This window comes from Hahella sp. CR1, from assembly GCF_029813005.1.
In the GTDB taxonomy this organism is placed as follows: Bacteria; Pseudomonadota; Gammaproteobacteria; order Pseudomonadales; family Oleiphilaceae; genus Hahella.
Map to the genome: position 1 here is coordinate 21,090 of NZ_JAPELK010000006.1, position 17,262 is coordinate 38,351.

Sequence of the window (17,262 nt, forward strand, 5' to 3'; positions counted from 1 at the left end):
AATCGCGGGGACCTTCAGCGTGATTAATAAACTCCTGTCCCGTTTTAGGGCCCGTCAGCCGAAAGTTAATGATAGGTCTTTTGATGTCGTTGAGAGGTACGCCTCCGCTAACAGAGATGCATATCAGCAGATCCAGAACGTTAGCGACGAGAGCATTATTGCTGAATCCAGGAGAGTAGCTCCAATAGTTTCAGACATACTTCGGTCTGTTAAAGAGTTGTTGAAAAGGGAGCGAGTGACGGGAAAGGATATTCAGTCCTATATCTTGGAGCGCCTTGATGAGTTGCAACTCTATCCCGCGATGGCTGGATATGGAGGCTTTCCGGCAGCCATCGGCGTTTCGGTTAACAGCCAACTTATTCACCACCCACCTACGGATGAAGTCATTACAGATGGGGCGGTGGTAACGCTTGAGCTGGGAGTCTCCTCCATGTCCGCCTACGCTTCTCAGACTTGGACCTTTGTTAAGGGCGATGCATCAAAGCAGCGCCTGAATATATGCAATGCGGCGCTGGATGCATTGTCCAGCGGCATTGAGAAAGTATGGTCTTCTAATAGAGTGGGGGATATCTCATTTGCGATTCAATCTGCGGTTGAGAGCGCTGGATGCCATGTCGTTAGGGAGTATTGTGGATACGGAATGGGAAAAAACAGGATTCAAGACCCTCAAATCCTATGCTTCGGTCGGCCCGATACTGGTCCAAAAGTCCAAGTCGGGCGGATTCTGAATATTCATGTCATGGCCACCGAGAAGAGGGCAAAGATTGAGCATTCAAGTGACGGCTGGGGAGTGAGTAGCGCGCAGGGTGGATTATGTGTGGGGTATAGCGCTATGGTGCTGGTTACAGAGAATGGACATGAAATCCTGAGTGACATAAACATGTAGCGGCTCCACAGGAAGCCTTAATAATGTCGCAAAGTAATTACCTTATCAGACAAGTGACGTGCTAATGGCGATCCCCAAGAAAGGCTCCAGAAAGATAATCGTAGATTCGGTGGAATATCGCTGGATAGTCAGACATAAACCAACCTATTCCCAAGCTGCATTTGTTACCGATGCGCTGGCCAGGGTTCAGCTGGCGGATAACCCTGGCGCGGTATTGGCGATTAGCTTTCCGTTTCCCAGGTGTGATAATTGGCTTGAGAGACCCGCAGAGTCTGTTACGCCAAAAATGATCAAGGCTTGTATTCGAGCTGCGCTGTCAGAGGGATGGCGTCCTGGGGAGCCGGGCGTTTCGTTTCTGTATCGCCACGATCCTGCCGCACTTGTTGATTGAATCCAAAAACAAGCCGCCCGCATTCGGGCGACTTGCCGTCTTACATGCGTCAGTTAGGTATATATCTGACCGTTTCTCACAAATACGGATTTATTGAATAGCCCCATGTCCAAAGGGTTAGGAAGCCTGACATCCTTGATCGTCGGTATCGCTCGCTCATCTTCATCAAAGCGTCTGTCTATTTGCGAGATGAAAACCAGGATGCACTTTTTGGCTCTGGCGTAGCTTTTCAATTCTTCGATCTGCTGCTGAAGAGGCGGCTTATTGCGGTTTTGATCAAGCAGTTGCAGATAATCCACGGCGATCAGTGATCCTTCGGTAACCCAGTCCTTTGTTTGCTTTACTATGTAATCCGAAGATATCTCGTCAGACATGTCCAGTTTTAGTAAAGGATGATCAGGCTCGAACTGTCGATCCAGCGTTGAGAGTTTTTCAATGAGCGCAGTTTTCGAATATTCCAATGAAAAAAAGAAGCATTGTCGCCCCTCTTTAATGGCTTGTAATACAAGCTGCAGAGCCAAGGTCGTCTTACCCAGGCCCGGTCTGGCGCCGATCAATAGCAAGTCGCCGGGATGCAGGTAATCTAAAAGCTCTTCTGTTGTTTGGGGAGTGAGGGTTTTCACCTTGGATTGCAGGAGACTCCAGGAGCTAAAGCCCTCAGCCCTGGCTATTTGATCCAAGGCTTCAGTCATGGTGAGGGACTGAGCGCGTTTCAGGGCTTTAGCTTTGCCTTTTAGAACATGTACGGGAGCGGTAAGTTTCATATTGAACCTTTAATCGCGGGTTTCTAAACATTCCCTTCTTCTGTTCCAAACCCAATTAAAGGTTACAGGCGATGATGAACAACTCTGCACTTAAGTGCTTTCCCGGTGAAGGGGGGAAGCGCGAGTCGAGCGCGCTTAAATGTTAACAGACCGCGCTTAATATTCAATGCCGTCCACAAACCCTGTCAGCAGCTCAAATCCCTCACGCCAGTCTCCCAGGTTGGAGCTGGCGTTAATGTGCCCTTTGGGACCAATATTGGTGATGGCGGCTCCCCATTGCTGGGCGCAGCGCTGTGCATAGTCGATGGAGCCATAAGGGTCGTCCTGGCTGGCGATGAGGGTTAAAGGCATCGGGGCGTTGCGCTCAAAACCCCTACGAAAACCTGTCGCCTCAGTGGGGAATACGTCGCTCATCGGGTCGGGAACCGCAACAAGAAAACCGCCCACCAGGTACTCACAACGATGCATGCTGGCCCATTCAAGCAGCAACAGGCAGCCCAGACTATGCGATACCACTACAGTGGGTTGGGTGAGCTGAGCGACCGCCTCGTTCAGTTCCTGAACCCACAGGTCGCGCTGAGGCGTTTCCCATTCTGAATGCTCCAGCCAGATAGAGTTAGTCAGTTTATTCGCCCACATCCTTTGCCAGTGCTGCTCGCCAGAATTGCCTATCCCCGCCAGGAAAAGCCAGCTCACCTTATCAAACTGCATATTTTCATCCTTTTATATTTTTCAATCTGCCGCGTTGAATTAATCGTTTACCATGAGGCAACCTTAGCTGAGCGAATGTAACGTTTTCGATGAGTGGTGTCACTATAAGTGAATGAATTCTTGGGGTTAGGGGTGGCATACAGAATAGTTTTCAAAAGCAAAGAGCTGCGGATTATTTTGGTATAATTGGCGGCCCTAATCAGCGAGGAACTATAGCGCCTATGTCCTATGATCAACCAGGTAAACTAATCGCGTTTCACGAAGCAAAAACAGCGCTTGAGCTTCTGGACCTGATCCGGCATCGATACCAGATGTTCGCCAATGATATAGATACGCTGAACGGTATTTTGGTGGGTTACAGTATGGCCAGAAAGGAGTTTGGCTGGTACGACTTTGCTGGCGAGTTCAGGCGTTTTTTAATGGAGAAGTATTCGCTACCAGAGGATTATCCGTTTTCCTGGGTGACTATCATCAAAGAGCAGATAGTAAATTGCGAATATCAGATTCCTGTGTTTTTTGAGTGTCTGGACGCACATCGGAAACTGGAAATACAGTTGCTCGGAGAAGCAACTTTGACGCGGGATCAGCGTTACTTCGATTTCGAGCGGATGTTGAGACATACCAGTGTCGACTACCCCAAATTACCCTTGAAACCGCCTCATGTTCTTAAGGCGGTGAAAATTCCCGGAGTCAAAGTTCACGCTTTCTTCTATGACGAGAAGGGAAGCAAGTATTATGAGCAGGCGTTCTCTGATTTTGAGCACATATTAGCCTGGGGGGAGCAATGCTTTGATATTCCTGAAGGGCAGTGGATTGTTCACCGCCAATAATAGATTTACAGGATCATTTAAAGCGACGTAGTCTCCCATTTGAATCAACGCCCAGGTGAGAAATGGAATATATAAAGGATTTAGAATCAGGCTCTTCTCCGAAACTAAGAAAAGCTGCTGAAGCCATTTATAGGAATAAACTGCAAGGCTATTGTTCCTACTTAATCCACGCGTTAACAAAAGAAATTAGGAAGAAAAAGGCATGGCGAACGCAATGCCAGCTGATCAAGACGATAGCCGGCATTGACTGCACGGAAGCCCTGCCAATACTCAATCAATTGCTCGACGAAAAGTATGAAAGCACCATCCTTTATAAAGAAATAGGGCTCGCTATTTTCATTCTTCAAAGTACAGAACAAGAGGGGCTTGAGTTCCTGTTCACGTCAATTCGTAAAGGCAATGTGCATCAAATATGTGGCGCCTGCGCTGGAGTGCTAAAGAAAAAGGTAGTCCCGGCCAGAGAGGATATTCGAAGAATCACGTCGGGAATACAACTGTATACGGAGCACGAAGGGGCAATAATAACGCCTCGCTGCTATATTGCGGCAGTCGCTTATCTTTGGCCTCTAGAAGAAACCAGAGACTTCTTAGAGTCCTGTAAAAAGTCAACTTGGAAGGGGCTGGTAGAAATTGCCGACAGTTCGTTGCAAGGCAAAAAAAGCAAAATACAGCTGGTTTGAGTGAGCGCTTTCTTGAAGTTATAAACGTTGGAATTTATATGGTCTAGATGAGGCCCAAAGCAGGGCCTCTCCCAGTTTCCCTGTCACACCGCAGTCTTGTGCAGATTCACAATCTTCTTCTGATAGGGGGAGTCGATGACGATTCTGGAAATATCGTCCATTGGAATCAACTTATTCAGCGGCGACAGCGTTTTTTTACCGGCGAACGCGTGAAGCTTTAGCCAGTCTTTGTCATGGTCGAGAATTTTGCCCACATTAAACTGTCCTTCCGAATGAGATTGATACAGGCATAGGCTTTCGTAGGCGCTGTTTAGCTCGATAAGAATATCTGGGAATATTTTTCCTTCAACTACGGGAAAGTTAATCTCTTGCGATGCGTCGATCAGACTGGTGATCGCTTTGTGTTCTCTGTTGCCCCAGTAAACTTCACTGATTTGTTCTGTTTCAAAAATGGCGATGCCTTCGTAGTCGCCATCGTTTGAAAACAGGCTCATGATGATGACACCTTCCGTCGCAGTATGGATGAAGCCGGTTAACTCTTCATCGTGGCAATTTCTTTCTATCGAAACCAGCTCTTGGTTTTCTTTTAGGGCGTTGAGTTCTTTTATGAGCATAATATTTCCAAGGACATCTGGTGTTTTTGGCATTATAGGGGCAAGGGGGATTAATGCTACTCATACGTTGGGAAGACTGTTTCGGGCGGTTCTGCGGGCGGGCCGCCCGCGCTCCCAGAGGGAGGTCGTTGGGCTCGTGGCGGTTGTGAAATCCCGTCTCAGCCCCTAGCATAGGCCTCGGTCGTTGGGGCCTTTGCGTCTCACTTTTTCGTTTCTTGTTGATATCGGATTTTCAGCGTCATGATGCCCGCTATTCCACTTCCATTTGTCATTGCCTTGTTGCTGACGATTCTGCTTTTTCGGCTGATCAGGCAGAACGAAGCGGCGTTGCGTCCGGCTTTGGTTTTCACTGCGGCTTGTATTGTGCTGGTGATTATTGGCGGACTGCGTTGGACGTTTGATATTCGTTTTATTCGCTTTATCCAGCCCATCATGGCGTCTACGTTGCCCGTCATCGCCTGGTTTTGTTTTGTCGGCGCCCCGTCTTCTTTGCGCGCCAGGCATTGGCTCCATCTGGCGCCGGTTGTGGTGATAACGATTTTCTCTGCAACCTGGTCGTTATGGCGTCCGCCTATTGACCTGTTGTTAGCGGGTTTGTATTTCGGTTATGGCGCGGCATTGATACGCAGGGCGTCCCGTGGTCCGGACGTGTTGCCCTCCACTCGTTTCAGCGATGCGTCTCAGGCGCTAAAAGCGATCGGGATTGCAGGTTGCACGCTGATTATCTCCGCAGTGAGCGATGTGCTGATTGCCGGGGATTTTGATGTTTACCAGGGGGCTCACGCCGCGACGATTGTCGCCGTTGTTCAGTTGTTGCTGTTGCCGGTGATTGTCTATGGCGTGGTGGCGTTCGGCAAAAGTATTCCTGCAGGTGAGGGGGAAAGCATTAGCCATGCTGGCGAGAGCGTTTCCGTTCCGCCGGAGGAAGTCGCAGATAACCTTGTTGAGAGCGTCCCTCAGCCAGCAATTGAGCCTGTAACGTCCCCAGAGGCCAGCTCTGAGCCAGACGAAGATGACCAGCAGGTCATTCAGCGCATTGACCAGATAATGCGTCAGCAACACCTGTTTCGCGATCCGGACCTGAACCTGAATCGTCTGGCGCGACGAGCGGGGATTCCCTCCCGACAGATTTCCGGGGCGATTAATCGGGTATACGGCCGCAATGTTTCTCAGGTCGTGAATGAATATCGCATCGAAGAGGCGAAAAGGCTGTTGCGGGAGACAGACCTTCCGGTCACCAGCATCATTTTTGAAGCGGGTTTCCAAACCAAATCGAACTTCAATCGTGAGTTCCAGCGGGTCGCCAATATGACGCCGAGCGACTATCGCCGCTCGGTTGCATCTGGCGAATAAATACGCATTTTTCTTGTTCTACTGCGCTGCGCCTTTTGCTGTGAAAGCCTGTTTCAGGAAGGCGATAACCTGGCCTGCCACCTGCTGGTGAATCTCCTCTCTGCTGCGGCCATCGCCGTCCTTGCAGATAATGCCATCGCCGGGAGCCTCTTCTTCCAATAATGCGATTGCACCGGGCTTGCAGCGTTGCATAAAGCTGAAGTGGGCGGCGTCGGGAATTTCGACGTACTGGCTTCGCGCCGGAGGCAGATGGGCGGAAAGGTAGCCGGACTCCATCCTGGCGGGTAAGTCGCCAATATCCACGCCCGCCCCGAATATCAGCACGGGTATTGGCGCCGCCGCCAGGCTGGCGGGCGTAAAGCCACGGGCAAGGCCAAGGTCCAGTGAAACCACCGCCCGCACCCGATGATCCAGCATGCTGGCTTCAAGAGACGCTTTGGCCGCGCCCTCAGAGTTCAAGCCCAACTCATCGCTTAACCCGCAAACGCGAGGATTGGGATGAGCCAGACACTCGGTGGCGAAATGGGCCTGATCGAAGCGGGCGCCGGCCAGCGCCATAACCGTCCAGCCTCCAAGCGAGTGGCCGATGGCGGCGATATTGTCCGCATTGATCTCTCCCGCCAGCTTCGGGTTGTTCAATATGAGATCAATCACCCGACTGAGGTCATGAGGACGCTCCCACAATCTCGCCGCTTCCGCTGGGCGTCTGTCGAAAGTGGTGGTGCCCGGATGATCCGGTGCGGCGACCACATAGCCCTGTGCCGCCAACTTCGCCGCCAGCCAGTTCAGGTTGCGCCAGTTACCGCCATAACCATGGGACAGCACTACTAGCGGGTGAGCGCCTTGGGTTGGGCTCGCGTCGGGAATCGCTGGCGCGCCGAAAAAAGCCTGGTTCTCGCCAATGGATACTGTCGATACTTCTGTTGCTTGGGGTGCCTTTACTGCTTGCGCAGGGTACCAAATGCTGACGTGCAAAGGTCGATTCGCAGAGGCGTCCGCCACCTGCGTTTCACGAAAACCAATAGGCTCGGCGAAGAGATTTGCGCTGGCGAGCAGGGCTAAAAAGAGGCTAAAAAATACGGGTTTGTGCATGATTGGGTCTCGTTCATTCAAGGAGCCTTTATTAAGCGCGAGAAGAGCGTATGGCGAGACCTAAAACAGGATCGAGGACGTGAAATGCTTGCTGTATCTGGCTTTGCGGTGGGTATTGAACTTGAAAGCAGAGCCCCTTGGAGGGGCTCGGGAGGACCGCGAAACGGGTCCTACATCTGATTGGACAACTCGTTCTTCAACTCGTCCCTTAGTTCGTCCGGTGGCATGATCCAGCTTGAATCATCCATCAGGGCGGGGAAGACATTAACGTGCAGACCATCCTGTTGCAGCCCGGGAATCCATTTGTTCAGGAAGTGAGGGAGCGCGATGCTTTTGGGCGTCAACTTCTCGCCCAGGTCATTGGCGTACTCTCTGGCGAACTCCTCAGCAGGCCAGATCGGCAAGTATTCAAAATCCTCTTCTTCCGAAAACAGCTTCAAAAACTGGTTGTCGTCATTGATAAGAATCCAGACCTCCTTGCTATCCACCATGTTCATCAGTGAATAGTCGTATCTTTCATCGCAGGTTAGTTGCAGTATTTGCTCAATCTGATCTTGATTCATGCACTTTCTCAATTAATCAACGGAATGCTGGCGCCCAAGGGGCGGGCCTGCTGCGCGCAGACCAGTTCCGCCTAGGATACATCGGTGTGAAACGGATTGCGCTGTAAATGTTTGGGTTATCGCTTTCTTGTACTTCAGCTGTCTATTGAGCACTGGTTAGGTGGCGGGTATTGCATGCAACGGTACGATCGGCCGCCGTTCTGGCGACACAAAGTATTTAACCTGCGACCACCAGTCTAACTGGCGCGCCTGGAACTGTGATGGCGAGAACAGCGACTCATAATAAATACGGTTTTCCAGTCGCGTCCTGTTGGTCTGCAAGTCCCAGGCGATTAGCACAATGGATTTTTCAGCCGCCCAGGTAAATTCAAACGCAAGCAACACCTCACCGTTGGGTAACTGGCCCAGCGCGCGACTACTGTAATTGACGGGCATTTGTGAGAGGGGATCATTCGGGTCGAAGTCGAACAATTGGCCGACAGTCATTAGCCGTTCTTTGTCCTCGTCGCTCAGACTCTTGCGCTCTGCGATGACCTGTCCATCGGCGTCGAGGATTTGGTAAGCGTCGCCGGCAGTTTCTGGTTTTTTAAAAAACAGCGACGGTGAAACTTGGTCCGTTTTTCTGTTGCTCAGCAGGCTTGGCAAAGGCATATATGGCGATATGTCCGTTTTGCCTTCACCGCTACTACCGCTATCCGTTGCCGATCCATTCCCTGCCTGCTCTTTGCAGCGCTGCTTTTGCGACCAAACATATGAGGAAGTATTCAGCTGCACTGTACGGAACTCGCAAGCGCCATAGAGCGGGCTATGTGGAACTCTCGTGAGTTTGAAGTGAGCAATCAGTTTGCCGTTGTCCATGATTTTTGCGTGGTCAAAGAAATAATCATCAGGCTTCAGCTCGAATAGGCTGAGCGATTTCGATTCCAAGTCATAATCCAAAAGGAACGCAGGTCGTTCTATCGTTCTGGAATCACCAAAGGGATACCATATGCGCTTGCCCTCTATGAGCATATGGACGCGAGAGTTGGTCATATTGGCATAGCTGATATTCAGCAAGGTCGTTTCCGCGCCAAACAGATACTGATACAGGAACAGGATAAAAGCGACGCTCAGTAAAGCCAGAGTCGACAGGACGAGGGGGATTCTCATTAATTATTGTTCTCTAAAAATAACGACGACTTGAACGCAATCTCATAGTTTAGGCGAGAATCGTGGGCCAGGCGAAGCATGGAGAATTAAGCAGGGGGAAGACAGGGCGCAATTGTAAATGGAACGCGGTTATATAGATCCACCCTTCGACAGGCTCAGGGCGAACGGAGCAGGGCGGAAGTTCATCGATAGCTGGCCGCCCTGTCGGCCCTGTCCTTAACTAGGCCAGCGCCTTAAAGTAATTTTCCCGATGGATATCCAGCAGTTCAACGCACAACTGGCAGTCGTCGCTTGTCAGCTCTTTCTGATACGCCTCGCGAAGCGCCTGCAGACACAAATCACCCACCAACTGCTTCAACTCCTGACTCCTGCCAGCAAGCAGCGCAACCTTGAGATGAACGAAAGACTTCCCAATATCGCCGTCCCCGATAACATACTCCGTGGTCTCATGCGCCCGCGACTTAATGTCATTCAACGAAAACTCACCCGTGCTCATCATTCCTGTGTGAACAGTCGCTGAAAATCAGCAGCGCCACGCAAGTTAGAGGTATATTCCAAAGTCAAATGCGGCATATTTACTTCACCTTATAGGTTAACGATTACATCAGACGCTCAAATAGAAACAGCATGAGCAGCCCAAAACAGTGGATGGGGACAAGCGCAGATTCAGGCGCATTATGCGCTGAAAAAATATCGGCGAGAACTTTACAGCGAGTCGTGGCCAAATTCTAATATTTGCTCACCGAATACCTCTATAGAGGCTTTTTGGATGCTTTTTAACGCCATCGCTGCCCCCATTTGGTCATTTGCATAGAAGAACTCATCGTCTTCTGTCGCGTCTGGATTGGTAGCTCTCAGATGACACATTTCCTGATAGTGAATGAGAGCCTGGATTGCGTACCTTGCTTGGCTTTCAGTTAGCTCTACGCTAACCCGTTTGACTAAGCTGCTCATACTGGTTGTAAATCTCCTGAAGTTTTAATTTTGTAGTACTTTTCGCAAGTGGCGCTATTGTGTCTAGCCATCCAACCGCCTCTGCTGCTCCCGCTCAGTGTATTCACGAGATCTTTCAGAAATAAAGGCGGCGCTTCTGATTTCGTTGGTTACTTTGGCGAGCTTATAGGCTTTGCTCAGGAGATGGCGATCACTACTCCAGTCGCCTTCATCGTAGGCGACAACAGAAATGACTTCTTCCAGCTGAATCCGGCCTTGATCGAAATGCACTTTCAATGCAGAAACAGCCTCTTCTTCAGTACTGGCGGGAACAACAGTACGGCCGAATTTATACGTTGAACCATCGTCACTGAGACCACATCCTTCCAGCGTTGTTACCTTGGTGTCTATGACCCAGAAAATCATCATCGATACCCCGTTCTACCCCTACCTTTCCCCACGCCAATTCTTGCGACTCGTCGCCACCATTGTTTTCACAATTCAGCCCGTCTAACGAACTTCCAGCGCCTGATACATGATGCCCCCCCAGCGGACCATTCTACACCCCCGTTCGCCCTGAGCCTGTCGAAGGGCCTTCCAGAGCGCTAATCCAAACCCACTAACCAGCCCCAGCAGTGAAAATGATCCTGCCCTCACTGACGCTGACTTCAACCTCCGTATCCACCCCAAACCCGGCTTGTTCCAGCCAATAACCCTTAATCAACATCCAGGGAACGGGTTTGAAACCGCCATAATCATAACGGCTGGAGGAGAGATGATAATCGTAATAACCCTTGCGGACCTTGAGACGGCGCTGATGGGGAAGGGCAGATTTTCCTTTAGCCGAGCGGCGCTCTGGCTTATCATGCGGCTTAGCCATAATTGACTCCTGTAAAGTCTTTTGTGGTTAGCTGCCTCTGGGTGTTGGTAGCACTCAGGGGTAGCGCTTCAGTTCATATATTCAAATCGAGATATTTAGTTATATTTTCCTTTGGAAACGACTGGTTTCTAAGGTGGGAAATACCCTCCTATCATTAACTGGAATGCTGGTTAAATCAACAGGTTTTTAATTGTCTTTTTTTGGTACGAAAGAGGCATCTGTTATAGTCGGTAACTGGGAGTTGCTTTCTAAAAAGTGTTTTGCGGATATGAAAGCATTCCTTCCTTCAAGGTGTGTTTCTCCATCAAAATGAGTTGCACTTATACCTCGAACGACCATGCCAACTACTTGCATATAGGCATTCACGACTGGCCCTCCACTGTTTCCTGCACTGATAAATGTATCGACTTCTGCGTGCCGAAAGGATCTTATATTCAGTGTGTTGATAATAGTGCAGGGAATGATTGAGACCGAGTCATGTCCAACTTCTAGTTGCGGAAAGCCTATTATGGAGAGCTTATAGCCTGAATGAGGCTCTAAGTCCCGAGAGAAGCTTAACCAGCTAAAATAATTGGTTGGATCACAAACAATACTTAGTTCAGTAATATCAGAGTTAGGGCAACTGTAGACTATGTTTGCTGAAAACTTGTTAGCCCTGTTGTTTATTCTATAGACCACACAACTCGTTGGGTTCCTTGCTTTTGTGAAAATGTGAGTTGCAGTGATGAGCCTTTGCCCTTTTACCATAAAGGCAGAGCCCTGTACTAAAACGTCGTACTTATCCTCATCCATACCTTCGAAGCATACTACCCATACGCTACTTTCAAGCCTTTCTTTTTCTTTGTAACTTGAAAAATGTAGTCGCCTTTCCAGCTTGGAGTTACTTTCTTTAGGGGCTGTATTAAGCTTGGCTGGTAAGTCAAGGGTATTGAATTTATTTGCTAATGTCTGATATACATCTGAATCTACCCCTTTAATCATTCCGATAAAATTTATTCTTCCGTATACAACATTTTCAACTCTTGATGACTTGTTTTCATGCTTGGATTTATATTTGAGGTTTGCTTCCTCGATTCCAAGCTGCAAGGAATGAATCATTGCTCTTGTTGTTCTAATGTATCTTCGATCTATGTTCGTCTTTTTGTTAACTTTTATTCCTGTGACAACTTGTCTTTGTTTTAGTGTCTGTAGTCGAGTTTTTCTATTATTAATTGAAAAGCCATTCTGAGATACTATATCTACCAAAGCATTACTTGGCTGAGCTGGGTCTGATGGAAGATAAATTTCATTTTTATCCAATGAGGTGAATGAAAAAGTAATATCATCTGCATACCTTGTATAAAAAGCTTTATTGCTTTTGGCCAAAAGAGAAAGCTCTCTGTCTAGTTTCCTTGCGATCATGTTTGATATTACAGGAGAGGTTGGAGCTCCTTGAGGGAGGGTGCCATCAGCGCAACAAATGTGAGCAATTATTTGAGCAGTATCCTGCCTTAATGAATAAGGCATGGCCATCAATAGACCTCTTACGCGTCCGAAATGAATGCTATCGTAAAAGTTCTCAAGATCGATATTGAATACAGCTGCTTTTTTTGTATGTTTTTTTGCGTTATATATAATTCCTCTACCTTCAATGAAGGCTGATGCTGCAGAGTGGGGGGTGTAAATGCACTCTAGGGCTGACTTTAGTCTATTTTGTATCCTTTTTAGTCGCTCGCATGGTGCTTTTATTGTTCTTGTTCCGCCGCCCTTCTTACTAATATTGAATTCAGTGTAATAGTTATGTATTTTCTTTGAGTATATTGTGTGGGTTAGGCTTGATAGAGACGTGCCTAGTAAAATGGCTAAGTCTCTAGGGGTTGTATCCTTTGATATCATGAGAAGGGGGGCTCGCTCCGAATTTCACATTTCGCATTTGAAACCTTCATGGAAACTTATCAGTCCACTGGAAAGTAAGCGATTTATAGTAACATTATTGTCGATAAGCAGCATTTAACACCGCCAAGATTAATTCCGGAGCGAGCTTCTGCTTTATAAACTATTAGACTTCTTTCGTCAATTCTTGAGCTGTATCTGAATCTGACGTTCAGAGGATATATAATTAAAGAAGTGGAACTAAGAGCCCTTCGACAGGCTCAGGGCGAACGGGGAAAAATAGGCAGAGTCTATGCAAGTAATATTGGCCGATAATTTTTGGCGTTTTGAAATGAGCCTATAGCACCCATATTTCAAAAGGCTGAAGCCGTATTTTGCATGATTGAATATGCTCCATTCACAAGTCTGCATCACTCACTTTTCCCAATACCCGCCACACCTTCTATATTTTCTCCTTAGCCTCCCGCGACATTTTGTCACACCCTTGCAAGCCCATAGTTATCAGCTTAATCCATGTTTCTTAACTCAAATTTTGAATTTAGGTTGTAGGGACTATTGTGAAACTGACGATCCGTTACTAGAGTGTTTTTTGATCAGTGATCGCAGGCTTACCGGCTGGCAGGTCACTGGCGTGAGCGACCGGGCACAACCCGGGCTCTATAACTACTAAATAGGCCTAATAAAACGTTTGCTTTTCCTTGCGGCGGCGCCGCTGACCGTGGTTGACCGGCTGTAGTGGTAGGAATGGCTTCTAAGTAATGGAGATACTTAATGAACAAGTACCTACGACTGACCGTACCGGCTTTGCTGGCGGCGTCGCAACTCGCTCTTGCTGATGATGTATGGATTACCACGGACGCCGACGGCTTTGCAGCCATTAAGCGGCATTTTCCGGAGGTGATCGAGGCGAACCGGGCGAGAACTTTTACCGCTAATGGCGTGTCCGCGTTTCTAGTGAGCGAAGATCGGATTCCTGAAATTTCACAGATGATGCACCACGAGCTGAATCGTTGTGGCGGTTTCATCGCGCATGCTTCTCAGGAGTCCGCGCAGAGCGCGGCGTTGTATGATTCGTTAATGGCGCCCGCCATCGCGCCACGGATAGTAGACTACAGCATTGATAACGCGGAAGTGGTCGCAGCCATGCAGGGCAGGGTGAAGGAATCTGATATCCGCTCCACCATCGAGAGCCTGGCCAACTTCACCAATCGTTATTACACCACCCAGACCGGCCTGCAGGGCGCTCAGTGGATCAAAGACAAGTGGCAGACGCTGGCTGGTTCGCGCAGCGATGTCACAGTGGAGTTTTTCAATCATAGCTGGCGTCAGCCGTCCGTTATCCTGACGATTCAGGGCAAAACCAAACCCAATGAAATCGTGGTGCTCGGCGGGCATCAAGACTCTACTGCAGGCTTCGGCACTGGCGAGGGCACTCGCGCTCCTGGCGCGGACGACGACGCCTCCGGCATTGCGACGCTGACTTCCGTCATCAAGGCGGCGATGGAAGCGGGTTATAAGCCGGACCGCACGGTGTCGTTCATGGCCTACGCGGCGGAGGAAGTGGGTCTGCGCGGCTCCCAGGCGATCGCTCAGTCCTACAGCAGCCAGGGCAAGAACGTGGTGGGCGTGTTGCAGTTGGACATGACCAACTACAAAGGCTCCAGCGGCGATATTTATATCATGCAGGACTACACCAACTCCGGTCAGAACGACTTCCTGGCGGATCTGGTCACCACCTATCAGCCGACCGTCACCGTGGGATACAGCGAGTGCGGCTACGGTTGTTCCGACCACGCCTCCTGGACCAACCAGGGCTACGCGGCGTCGTTCCCGTTTGAGTCCACTTTCAACGGCTCCAACCCTCACATTCACTCCGCTCAGGACACCCTGGACAAGAGCGGCGGTAACGCCAACCACGCGGTGGGCTTCGGCAAACTGGCGGCGGCTTATGTGGCGGAACTGGCGAAGGGTAACTTCAGCGATGACCCCGGACCTGACCCTGATCCAGATCCTGAAGATCCAGTGACTGAAGAGTTCAGCGGCAGCGTCGGCCGTAGCCAGGCGGATAATCATGGGCCGTTCAAAGTGGAGCCGGGCACGGACTTCAGCGCGGCGATGAGCGGTACTAACGACGCTGACCTGTATGTGCGTTTCGGCGCAGCGCCGACCACTCGCAACTACGACTGTCGTCCTTACAAAGGCGGCTCTGACGAAACCTGCGATCTCAAGGTTCCGGCAGGAAAAGAGGAGGCCTATGTGATGGTGCGCGGATACAGCAGCGCCACCTCCAACTACAACCTGAAAGTGACCTATACTCCTTTGAAGTAACCTGACCCCAGCGACGGCTCCATGCCGTCTGACCGCGGACGCTGTTTCTCCGCGGTCACTTTTTGGTTCGCCATTGTCTTTTTTTATCTTCCCCGTTGCGTCTCCTTTTCGCTCCCGGCCTCAGCCGAGCCCGCTTATTATCTCTTCCTGCACATCATATCCCTGTCGGAAATTGAGAACTGGGTTCAGCTTGATGACATCACTATTAATTTTGCTCCATATATCAAGTTTTTAAGTTGACATAAGAGCGCATATAAAGAGTAACATTAGCCCCAGTTTGTCCCTGTGACTCTCAGAATGAAGCTAGTAAGTGTTAGTAGAAAGTAGAAAGTAGAAAGTAGAAAGAGATCCATTCTTACCCCATGCTGAGCCGTTTCCCGCAACAATATCGCTGGTTGATAAAGCCATTGCTGGCCCTGTGGCTGCTTTGCGCTAGCTTTGTCGCCTGCGCTGGCGCGTCGACGCCGGTGGCCGGAACGTCTCAGGGTGCACCGCAGCTGCAAAGCGGGCATGAGCATCATGGCGGCGCTATGCCGTTATCTGGAAAAGACATGACCGGCAAAGACATCGCCGGCCAGCAGATGGCTCAGGCCTCCGATGGGGCGTCATCCATGGACTGCTGCGATGAGCATGACTCCACTACCGGCGCACAGCCTTCACAAATATTGAAGTTGATTCTGGCGTCGGCCATTTTCATTTTCTGGCTGGTATTGATCGCACGCGTGGCGCGGGTGTGTCGCGCACGCTACCGCGAACACAAGCTCGACACCAAGCCTCCCTCCCTGCAGGACATCCACTGTACCTATCTTAAATAGCACCCATACTCAATTGAGCTCGTAGTCGGCATCGTTCCGCGCATACGCGCGCGCCGGCTCTGGAACTGCGACCGGCTGTCGCTGCGTCGCACGGCATGATCATTGAGATTGGAGCTTCCCATGAAGCCGTTGCAAAATCTGTTTCTATCCAGCCTGCTGTTGGGTTGGAGCATCGCCGCGTCCGCGCAGAGCCTGACTCTGTCGCAGGCGGAAACCCTGGCGGTGCAAAGAGACGCGGATATCGCGCGTCTGCAACAGTTATCCCTGGCCAGTGAAGACATGGCGGTGGCGGATGGACAATTGCCGGACCCAAGCCTGTCTCTGGGCGCCTTGAACCTGCCTACCGACACCTTCGCCACAGACCAGGAACCCATGACGCAGTTCCGCGTCGGGCTGGGACAGAAATTCCCGGCGGGGGACACCTTGGCCCTGTCCCGCCGTCGCGGTGAGCAGAATGCCGTCGCGCAACGCTGGATGGCCCAGGACCGCGCCCATCAAGTGCGCCGCGAAGTGCGTCTGGCCTGGTTGGAGTCATTGTATTGGAAGCAGGCCCAGGAAGTTTATCGCCAGGATGAAGGACTGTTTCAGCAACTGCAGGAAGTCACGCAATCGCTGTATAGCGTCGGCCGCAGCAAACAGCAGGACGTATTGCGCGCTGACCTGGAATTGAGTCAGCTCAACGACCGTTTGATCAACGCTCGCCAGAAAGAAGACGAAGCGCGGGCGCGGCTGGCTCGCTGGGTTGGCCCGGAAGTGATGAGCCGAGAGTTGAACACGGCGTTGCCGGAGTTAAATGCGCCTCACGTTGGCGCGTTGGAAAACGTTTTGCTGGCGCACCCCGCGGTAAAAGCCCTGGATGCGGAAGTGGATATGTCCGCCACCAATGCGGCGCTGGCCGAGCAGTCCCACAAGCCGTCCTGGGGCGTGGACGTCGGCTATGCCTGGCGCGACGGCGAGAACATGGACGGCTCCGCGCGCGCAGACTTTTTCTCCGCTGCGGTAAGCGTGCAACTTCCCTTATTCACTGGACAGCGACAGGACCGCCGCGTCGCAGCCGCCGCCCGCAATCAGGAAGCGAGTCGCAGTCGACGTCTGGAAATGCTGCGCATGTTGGATGCGGAGGCGCAAGTGGCCTTCAGCCGCTGGCGGCAGGCTCAGGAACGCGGTCGGTTGTACAAGGAGCAGATCACGCCTCAGGCGCTAAGCCAGGCTGAATCGGCGTTATCTTCCTATCAGTCGGATACGGCGGATTTTGCGGAAGTGATGCGCGCCTACCTGACCGTACAGAGGCTCAGGCTGGAGCATCTACGCATTGATATCGACGGCCGCGCGGCGCTGGCGAGACTCGATTACTTCTTCGCCGCGGAATCCCCCATCGATAGCCTGTCTTTCAAGGAGTGA

18 protein-coding genes and 1 pseudogene are annotated in these 17,262 nt (G+C 50.7%); 8 read left to right on the forward strand and 11 right to left on the reverse strand.

Annotation, left to right across the window (positions count from 1 at the left end; translation table 11 throughout):
• The first annotated feature begins 19 nt into the window (after positions 1 to 19).
• Positions 20 to 886 carry a M24 family metallopeptidase gene (locus ONV78_RS15710; protein WP_279504437.1) on the forward strand — a complete coding sequence of 289 codons (867 nt, stop codon included), beginning with the start codon at positions 20 to 22 and terminating at the stop codon, positions 884 to 886.
• A gap of 64 nt (positions 887 to 950) precedes the next feature.
• The gene (locus ONV78_RS15715) at positions 951 to 1,277 is read left to right on the forward strand and encodes a hypothetical protein (protein WP_279504440.1); all 327 of its coding nucleotides are present in this window, start codon (positions 951 to 953) and stop codon (positions 1,275 to 1,277) included.
• A gap of 53 nt (positions 1,278 to 1,330) precedes the next feature.
• Here the strand turns inward: ONV78_RS15715 and ONV78_RS15720 are convergent, their stop codons facing one another.
• Positions 1,331 to 2,041: a DNA helicase gene (locus ONV78_RS15720; protein WP_279504441.1), complete on the reverse strand. Its 711-nt coding sequence runs from the start codon at positions 2,039 to 2,041 to the stop codon at positions 1,331 to 1,333.
• Positions 2,042 to 2,197: 156 nt separating this feature from the next.
• Entirely contained in the window at positions 2,198 to 2,752 is a 555-nt protein-coding gene (locus ONV78_RS15725; protein ID WP_279504443.1) for an alpha/beta hydrolase, read from the reverse strand.
• Between the two features lie 221 nt (positions 2,753 to 2,973).
• Between ONV78_RS15725 and ONV78_RS15730 the strand changes: the two genes are divergently transcribed.
• Together ONV78_RS15730 and ONV78_RS15735 are read left to right on the forward strand one after the other, a co-directional pair.
• On the forward strand, positions 2,974 to 3,582 hold the full coding sequence (locus tag ONV78_RS15730) for a hypothetical protein (protein ID WP_279504445.1): 609 nt from the start codon (positions 2,974 to 2,976) through the stop codon (positions 3,580 to 3,582).
• A gap of 62 nt (positions 3,583 to 3,644) precedes the next feature.
• Positions 3,645 to 4,262 carry a hypothetical protein gene (locus tag ONV78_RS15735; protein WP_279504447.1) on the forward strand — a complete coding sequence of 206 codons (618 nt, stop codon included), beginning with the start codon at positions 3,645 to 3,647 and terminating at the stop codon, positions 4,260 to 4,262.
• A gap of 83 nt (positions 4,263 to 4,345) precedes the next feature.
• Here the strand turns inward: ONV78_RS15735 and ONV78_RS15740 are convergent, their stop codons facing one another.
• Entirely contained in the window at positions 4,346 to 4,876 is a 531-nt protein-coding gene (locus ONV78_RS15740; RefSeq protein WP_279504449.1) for a hypothetical protein, read from the reverse strand.
• A gap of 240 nt (positions 4,877 to 5,116) precedes the next feature.
• Here ONV78_RS15740 and ONV78_RS15745 point away from each other — a divergent pair, with 240 nt between their 5' ends.
• Complete coding sequence (locus ONV78_RS15745) at positions 5,117 to 6,229, forward strand: AraC family transcriptional regulator (protein WP_279504451.1); 1,113 nt, start codon at positions 5,117 to 5,119, stop codon at positions 6,227 to 6,229.
• An 18-nt stretch (positions 6,230 to 6,247) separates the two neighbouring features.
• Here ONV78_RS15745 and ONV78_RS15750 read toward each other — a convergent pair whose 3' ends face one another.
• From ONV78_RS15750 to ONV78_RS15785, 8 genes and pseudogenes are all read right to left on the reverse strand, one after another.
• A complete protein-coding gene (locus ONV78_RS15750) occupies positions 6,248 to 7,321 on the reverse strand; it encodes an alpha/beta fold hydrolase (protein ID WP_279504452.1) in 1,074 nt (357 codons plus the stop codon).
• A 170-nt stretch (positions 7,322 to 7,491) separates the two neighbouring features.
• On the reverse strand, positions 7,492 to 7,884 hold the full coding sequence (locus ONV78_RS15755) for a DUF2750 domain-containing protein (RefSeq protein ID WP_216739268.1): 393 nt from the start codon (positions 7,882 to 7,884) through the stop codon (positions 7,492 to 7,494).
• Between the two features lie 156 nt (positions 7,885 to 8,040).
• Positions 8,041 to 8,940 carry a hypothetical protein gene (locus tag ONV78_RS15760; protein ID WP_279504454.1) on the reverse strand — a complete coding sequence of 300 codons (900 nt, stop codon included), beginning with the start codon at positions 8,938 to 8,940 and terminating at the stop codon, positions 8,041 to 8,043.
• A gap of 313 nt (positions 8,941 to 9,253) precedes the next feature.
• A pseudogene (locus ONV78_RS15765) lies at positions 9,254 to 9,538 on the reverse strand (5-carboxymethyl-2-hydroxymuconate Delta-isomerase); the annotation flags it as partial.
• 200 nt (positions 9,539 to 9,738) lie between these two features.
• Positions 9,739 to 9,987 (reverse strand): hypothetical protein, encoded by a 249-nt coding sequence (locus ONV78_RS15770; protein WP_216739265.1) that lies wholly within the window; start codon positions 9,985 to 9,987, stop codon positions 9,739 to 9,741.
• A gap of 63 nt (positions 9,988 to 10,050) precedes the next feature.
• Complete coding sequence (locus ONV78_RS15775; RefSeq protein ID WP_279504456.1) at positions 10,051 to 10,395, reverse strand: hypothetical protein; 345 nt, start codon at positions 10,393 to 10,395, stop codon at positions 10,051 to 10,053.
• 190 nt (positions 10,396 to 10,585) lie between these two features.
• Positions 10,586 to 10,846 (reverse strand): SymE family type I addiction module toxin, encoded by a 261-nt coding sequence (locus ONV78_RS15780; protein WP_279504458.1) that lies wholly within the window; start codon positions 10,844 to 10,846, stop codon positions 10,586 to 10,588.
• A gap of 186 nt (positions 10,847 to 11,032) precedes the next feature.
• On the reverse strand, positions 11,033 to 12,721 hold the full coding sequence (locus tag ONV78_RS15785) for a reverse transcriptase domain-containing protein (protein ID WP_279504460.1): 1,689 nt from the start codon (positions 12,719 to 12,721) through the stop codon (positions 11,033 to 11,035).
• Positions 12,722 to 13,489: 768 nt separating this feature from the next.
• Between ONV78_RS15785 and ONV78_RS15790 the strand changes: the two genes are divergently transcribed.
• The 3 genes from ONV78_RS15790 (at position 13,490) to ONV78_RS15800 (ending at position 17,262) form a co-directional block, all read left to right on the forward strand.
• Positions 13,490 to 15,046, forward strand: coding sequence for a M20/M25/M40 family metallo-hydrolase (locus ONV78_RS15790; RefSeq protein ID WP_279504462.1), 1,557 nt, complete (start codon positions 13,490 to 13,492; stop codon positions 15,044 to 15,046).
• Positions 15,047 to 15,408: 362 nt separating this feature from the next.
• Positions 15,409 to 15,861: a hypothetical protein gene (locus ONV78_RS15795; protein ID WP_279504463.1), complete on the forward strand. Its 453-nt coding sequence runs from the start codon at positions 15,409 to 15,411 to the stop codon at positions 15,859 to 15,861.
• A 120-nt stretch (positions 15,862 to 15,981) separates the two neighbouring features.
• On the forward strand, positions 15,982 to 17,262 hold the full coding sequence (locus tag ONV78_RS15800) for a TolC family protein (RefSeq protein ID WP_279504465.1): 1,281 nt from the start codon (positions 15,982 to 15,984) through the stop codon (positions 17,260 to 17,262).

Coding starts and splice junctions, on each gene's coding strand:
- ONV78_RS15715 (WP_279504440.1), top strand. CDS start 951: ATGGCGATCCCCAAGAAAGGCTCCAGAAAGATAATCGTAGATTCGGTG.
- ONV78_RS15720 (WP_279504441.1), bottom strand. CDS start 2,041: ATGAAACTTACCGCTCCCGTACATGTTCTAAAAGGCAAAGCTAAAGCC.
- ONV78_RS15725 (WP_279504443.1), bottom strand. CDS start 2,752: ATGCAGTTTGATAAGGTGAGCTGGCTTTTCCTGGCGGGGATAGGCAAT.
- ONV78_RS15730 (WP_279504445.1), top strand. CDS start 2,974: ATGTCCTATGATCAACCAGGTAAACTAATCGCGTTTCACGAAGCAAAA.
- ONV78_RS15735 (WP_279504447.1), top strand. CDS start 3,645: ATGGAATATATAAAGGATTTAGAATCAGGCTCTTCTCCGAAACTAAGA.
- ONV78_RS15740 (WP_279504449.1), bottom strand. CDS start 4,876: ATGCTCATAAAAGAACTCAACGCCCTAAAAGAAAACCAAGAGCTGGTT.
- ONV78_RS15745 (WP_279504451.1), top strand. CDS start 5,117: ATGATGCCCGCTATTCCACTTCCATTTGTCATTGCCTTGTTGCTGACG.
- ONV78_RS15750 (WP_279504452.1), bottom strand. CDS start 7,321: ATGCACAAACCCGTATTTTTTAGCCTCTTTTTAGCCCTGCTCGCCAGC.
- ONV78_RS15755 (WP_216739268.1), bottom strand. CDS start 7,884: ATGAATCAAGATCAGATTGAGCAAATACTGCAACTAACCTGCGATGAA.
- ONV78_RS15770 (WP_216739265.1), bottom strand. CDS start 9,987: ATGAGCAGCTTAGTCAAACGGGTTAGCGTAGAGCTAACTGAAAGCCAA.
- ONV78_RS15775 (WP_279504456.1), bottom strand. CDS start 10,395: ATGATGATTTTCTGGGTCATAGACACCAAGGTAACAACGCTGGAAGGA.
- ONV78_RS15780 (WP_279504458.1), bottom strand. CDS start 10,846: ATGGCTAAGCCGCATGATAAGCCAGAGCGCCGCTCGGCTAAAGGAAAA.
- ONV78_RS15785 (WP_279504460.1), bottom strand. CDS start 12,721: ATGATATCAAAGGATACAACCCCTAGAGACTTAGCCATTTTACTAGGC.
- ONV78_RS15790 (WP_279504462.1), top strand. CDS start 13,490: ATGAACAAGTACCTACGACTGACCGTACCGGCTTTGCTGGCGGCGTCG.
- ONV78_RS15795 (WP_279504463.1), top strand. CDS start 15,409: ATGCTGAGCCGTTTCCCGCAACAATATCGCTGGTTGATAAAGCCATTG.
- ONV78_RS15800 (WP_279504465.1), top strand. CDS start 15,982: ATGAAGCCGTTGCAAAATCTGTTTCTATCCAGCCTGCTGTTGGGTTGG.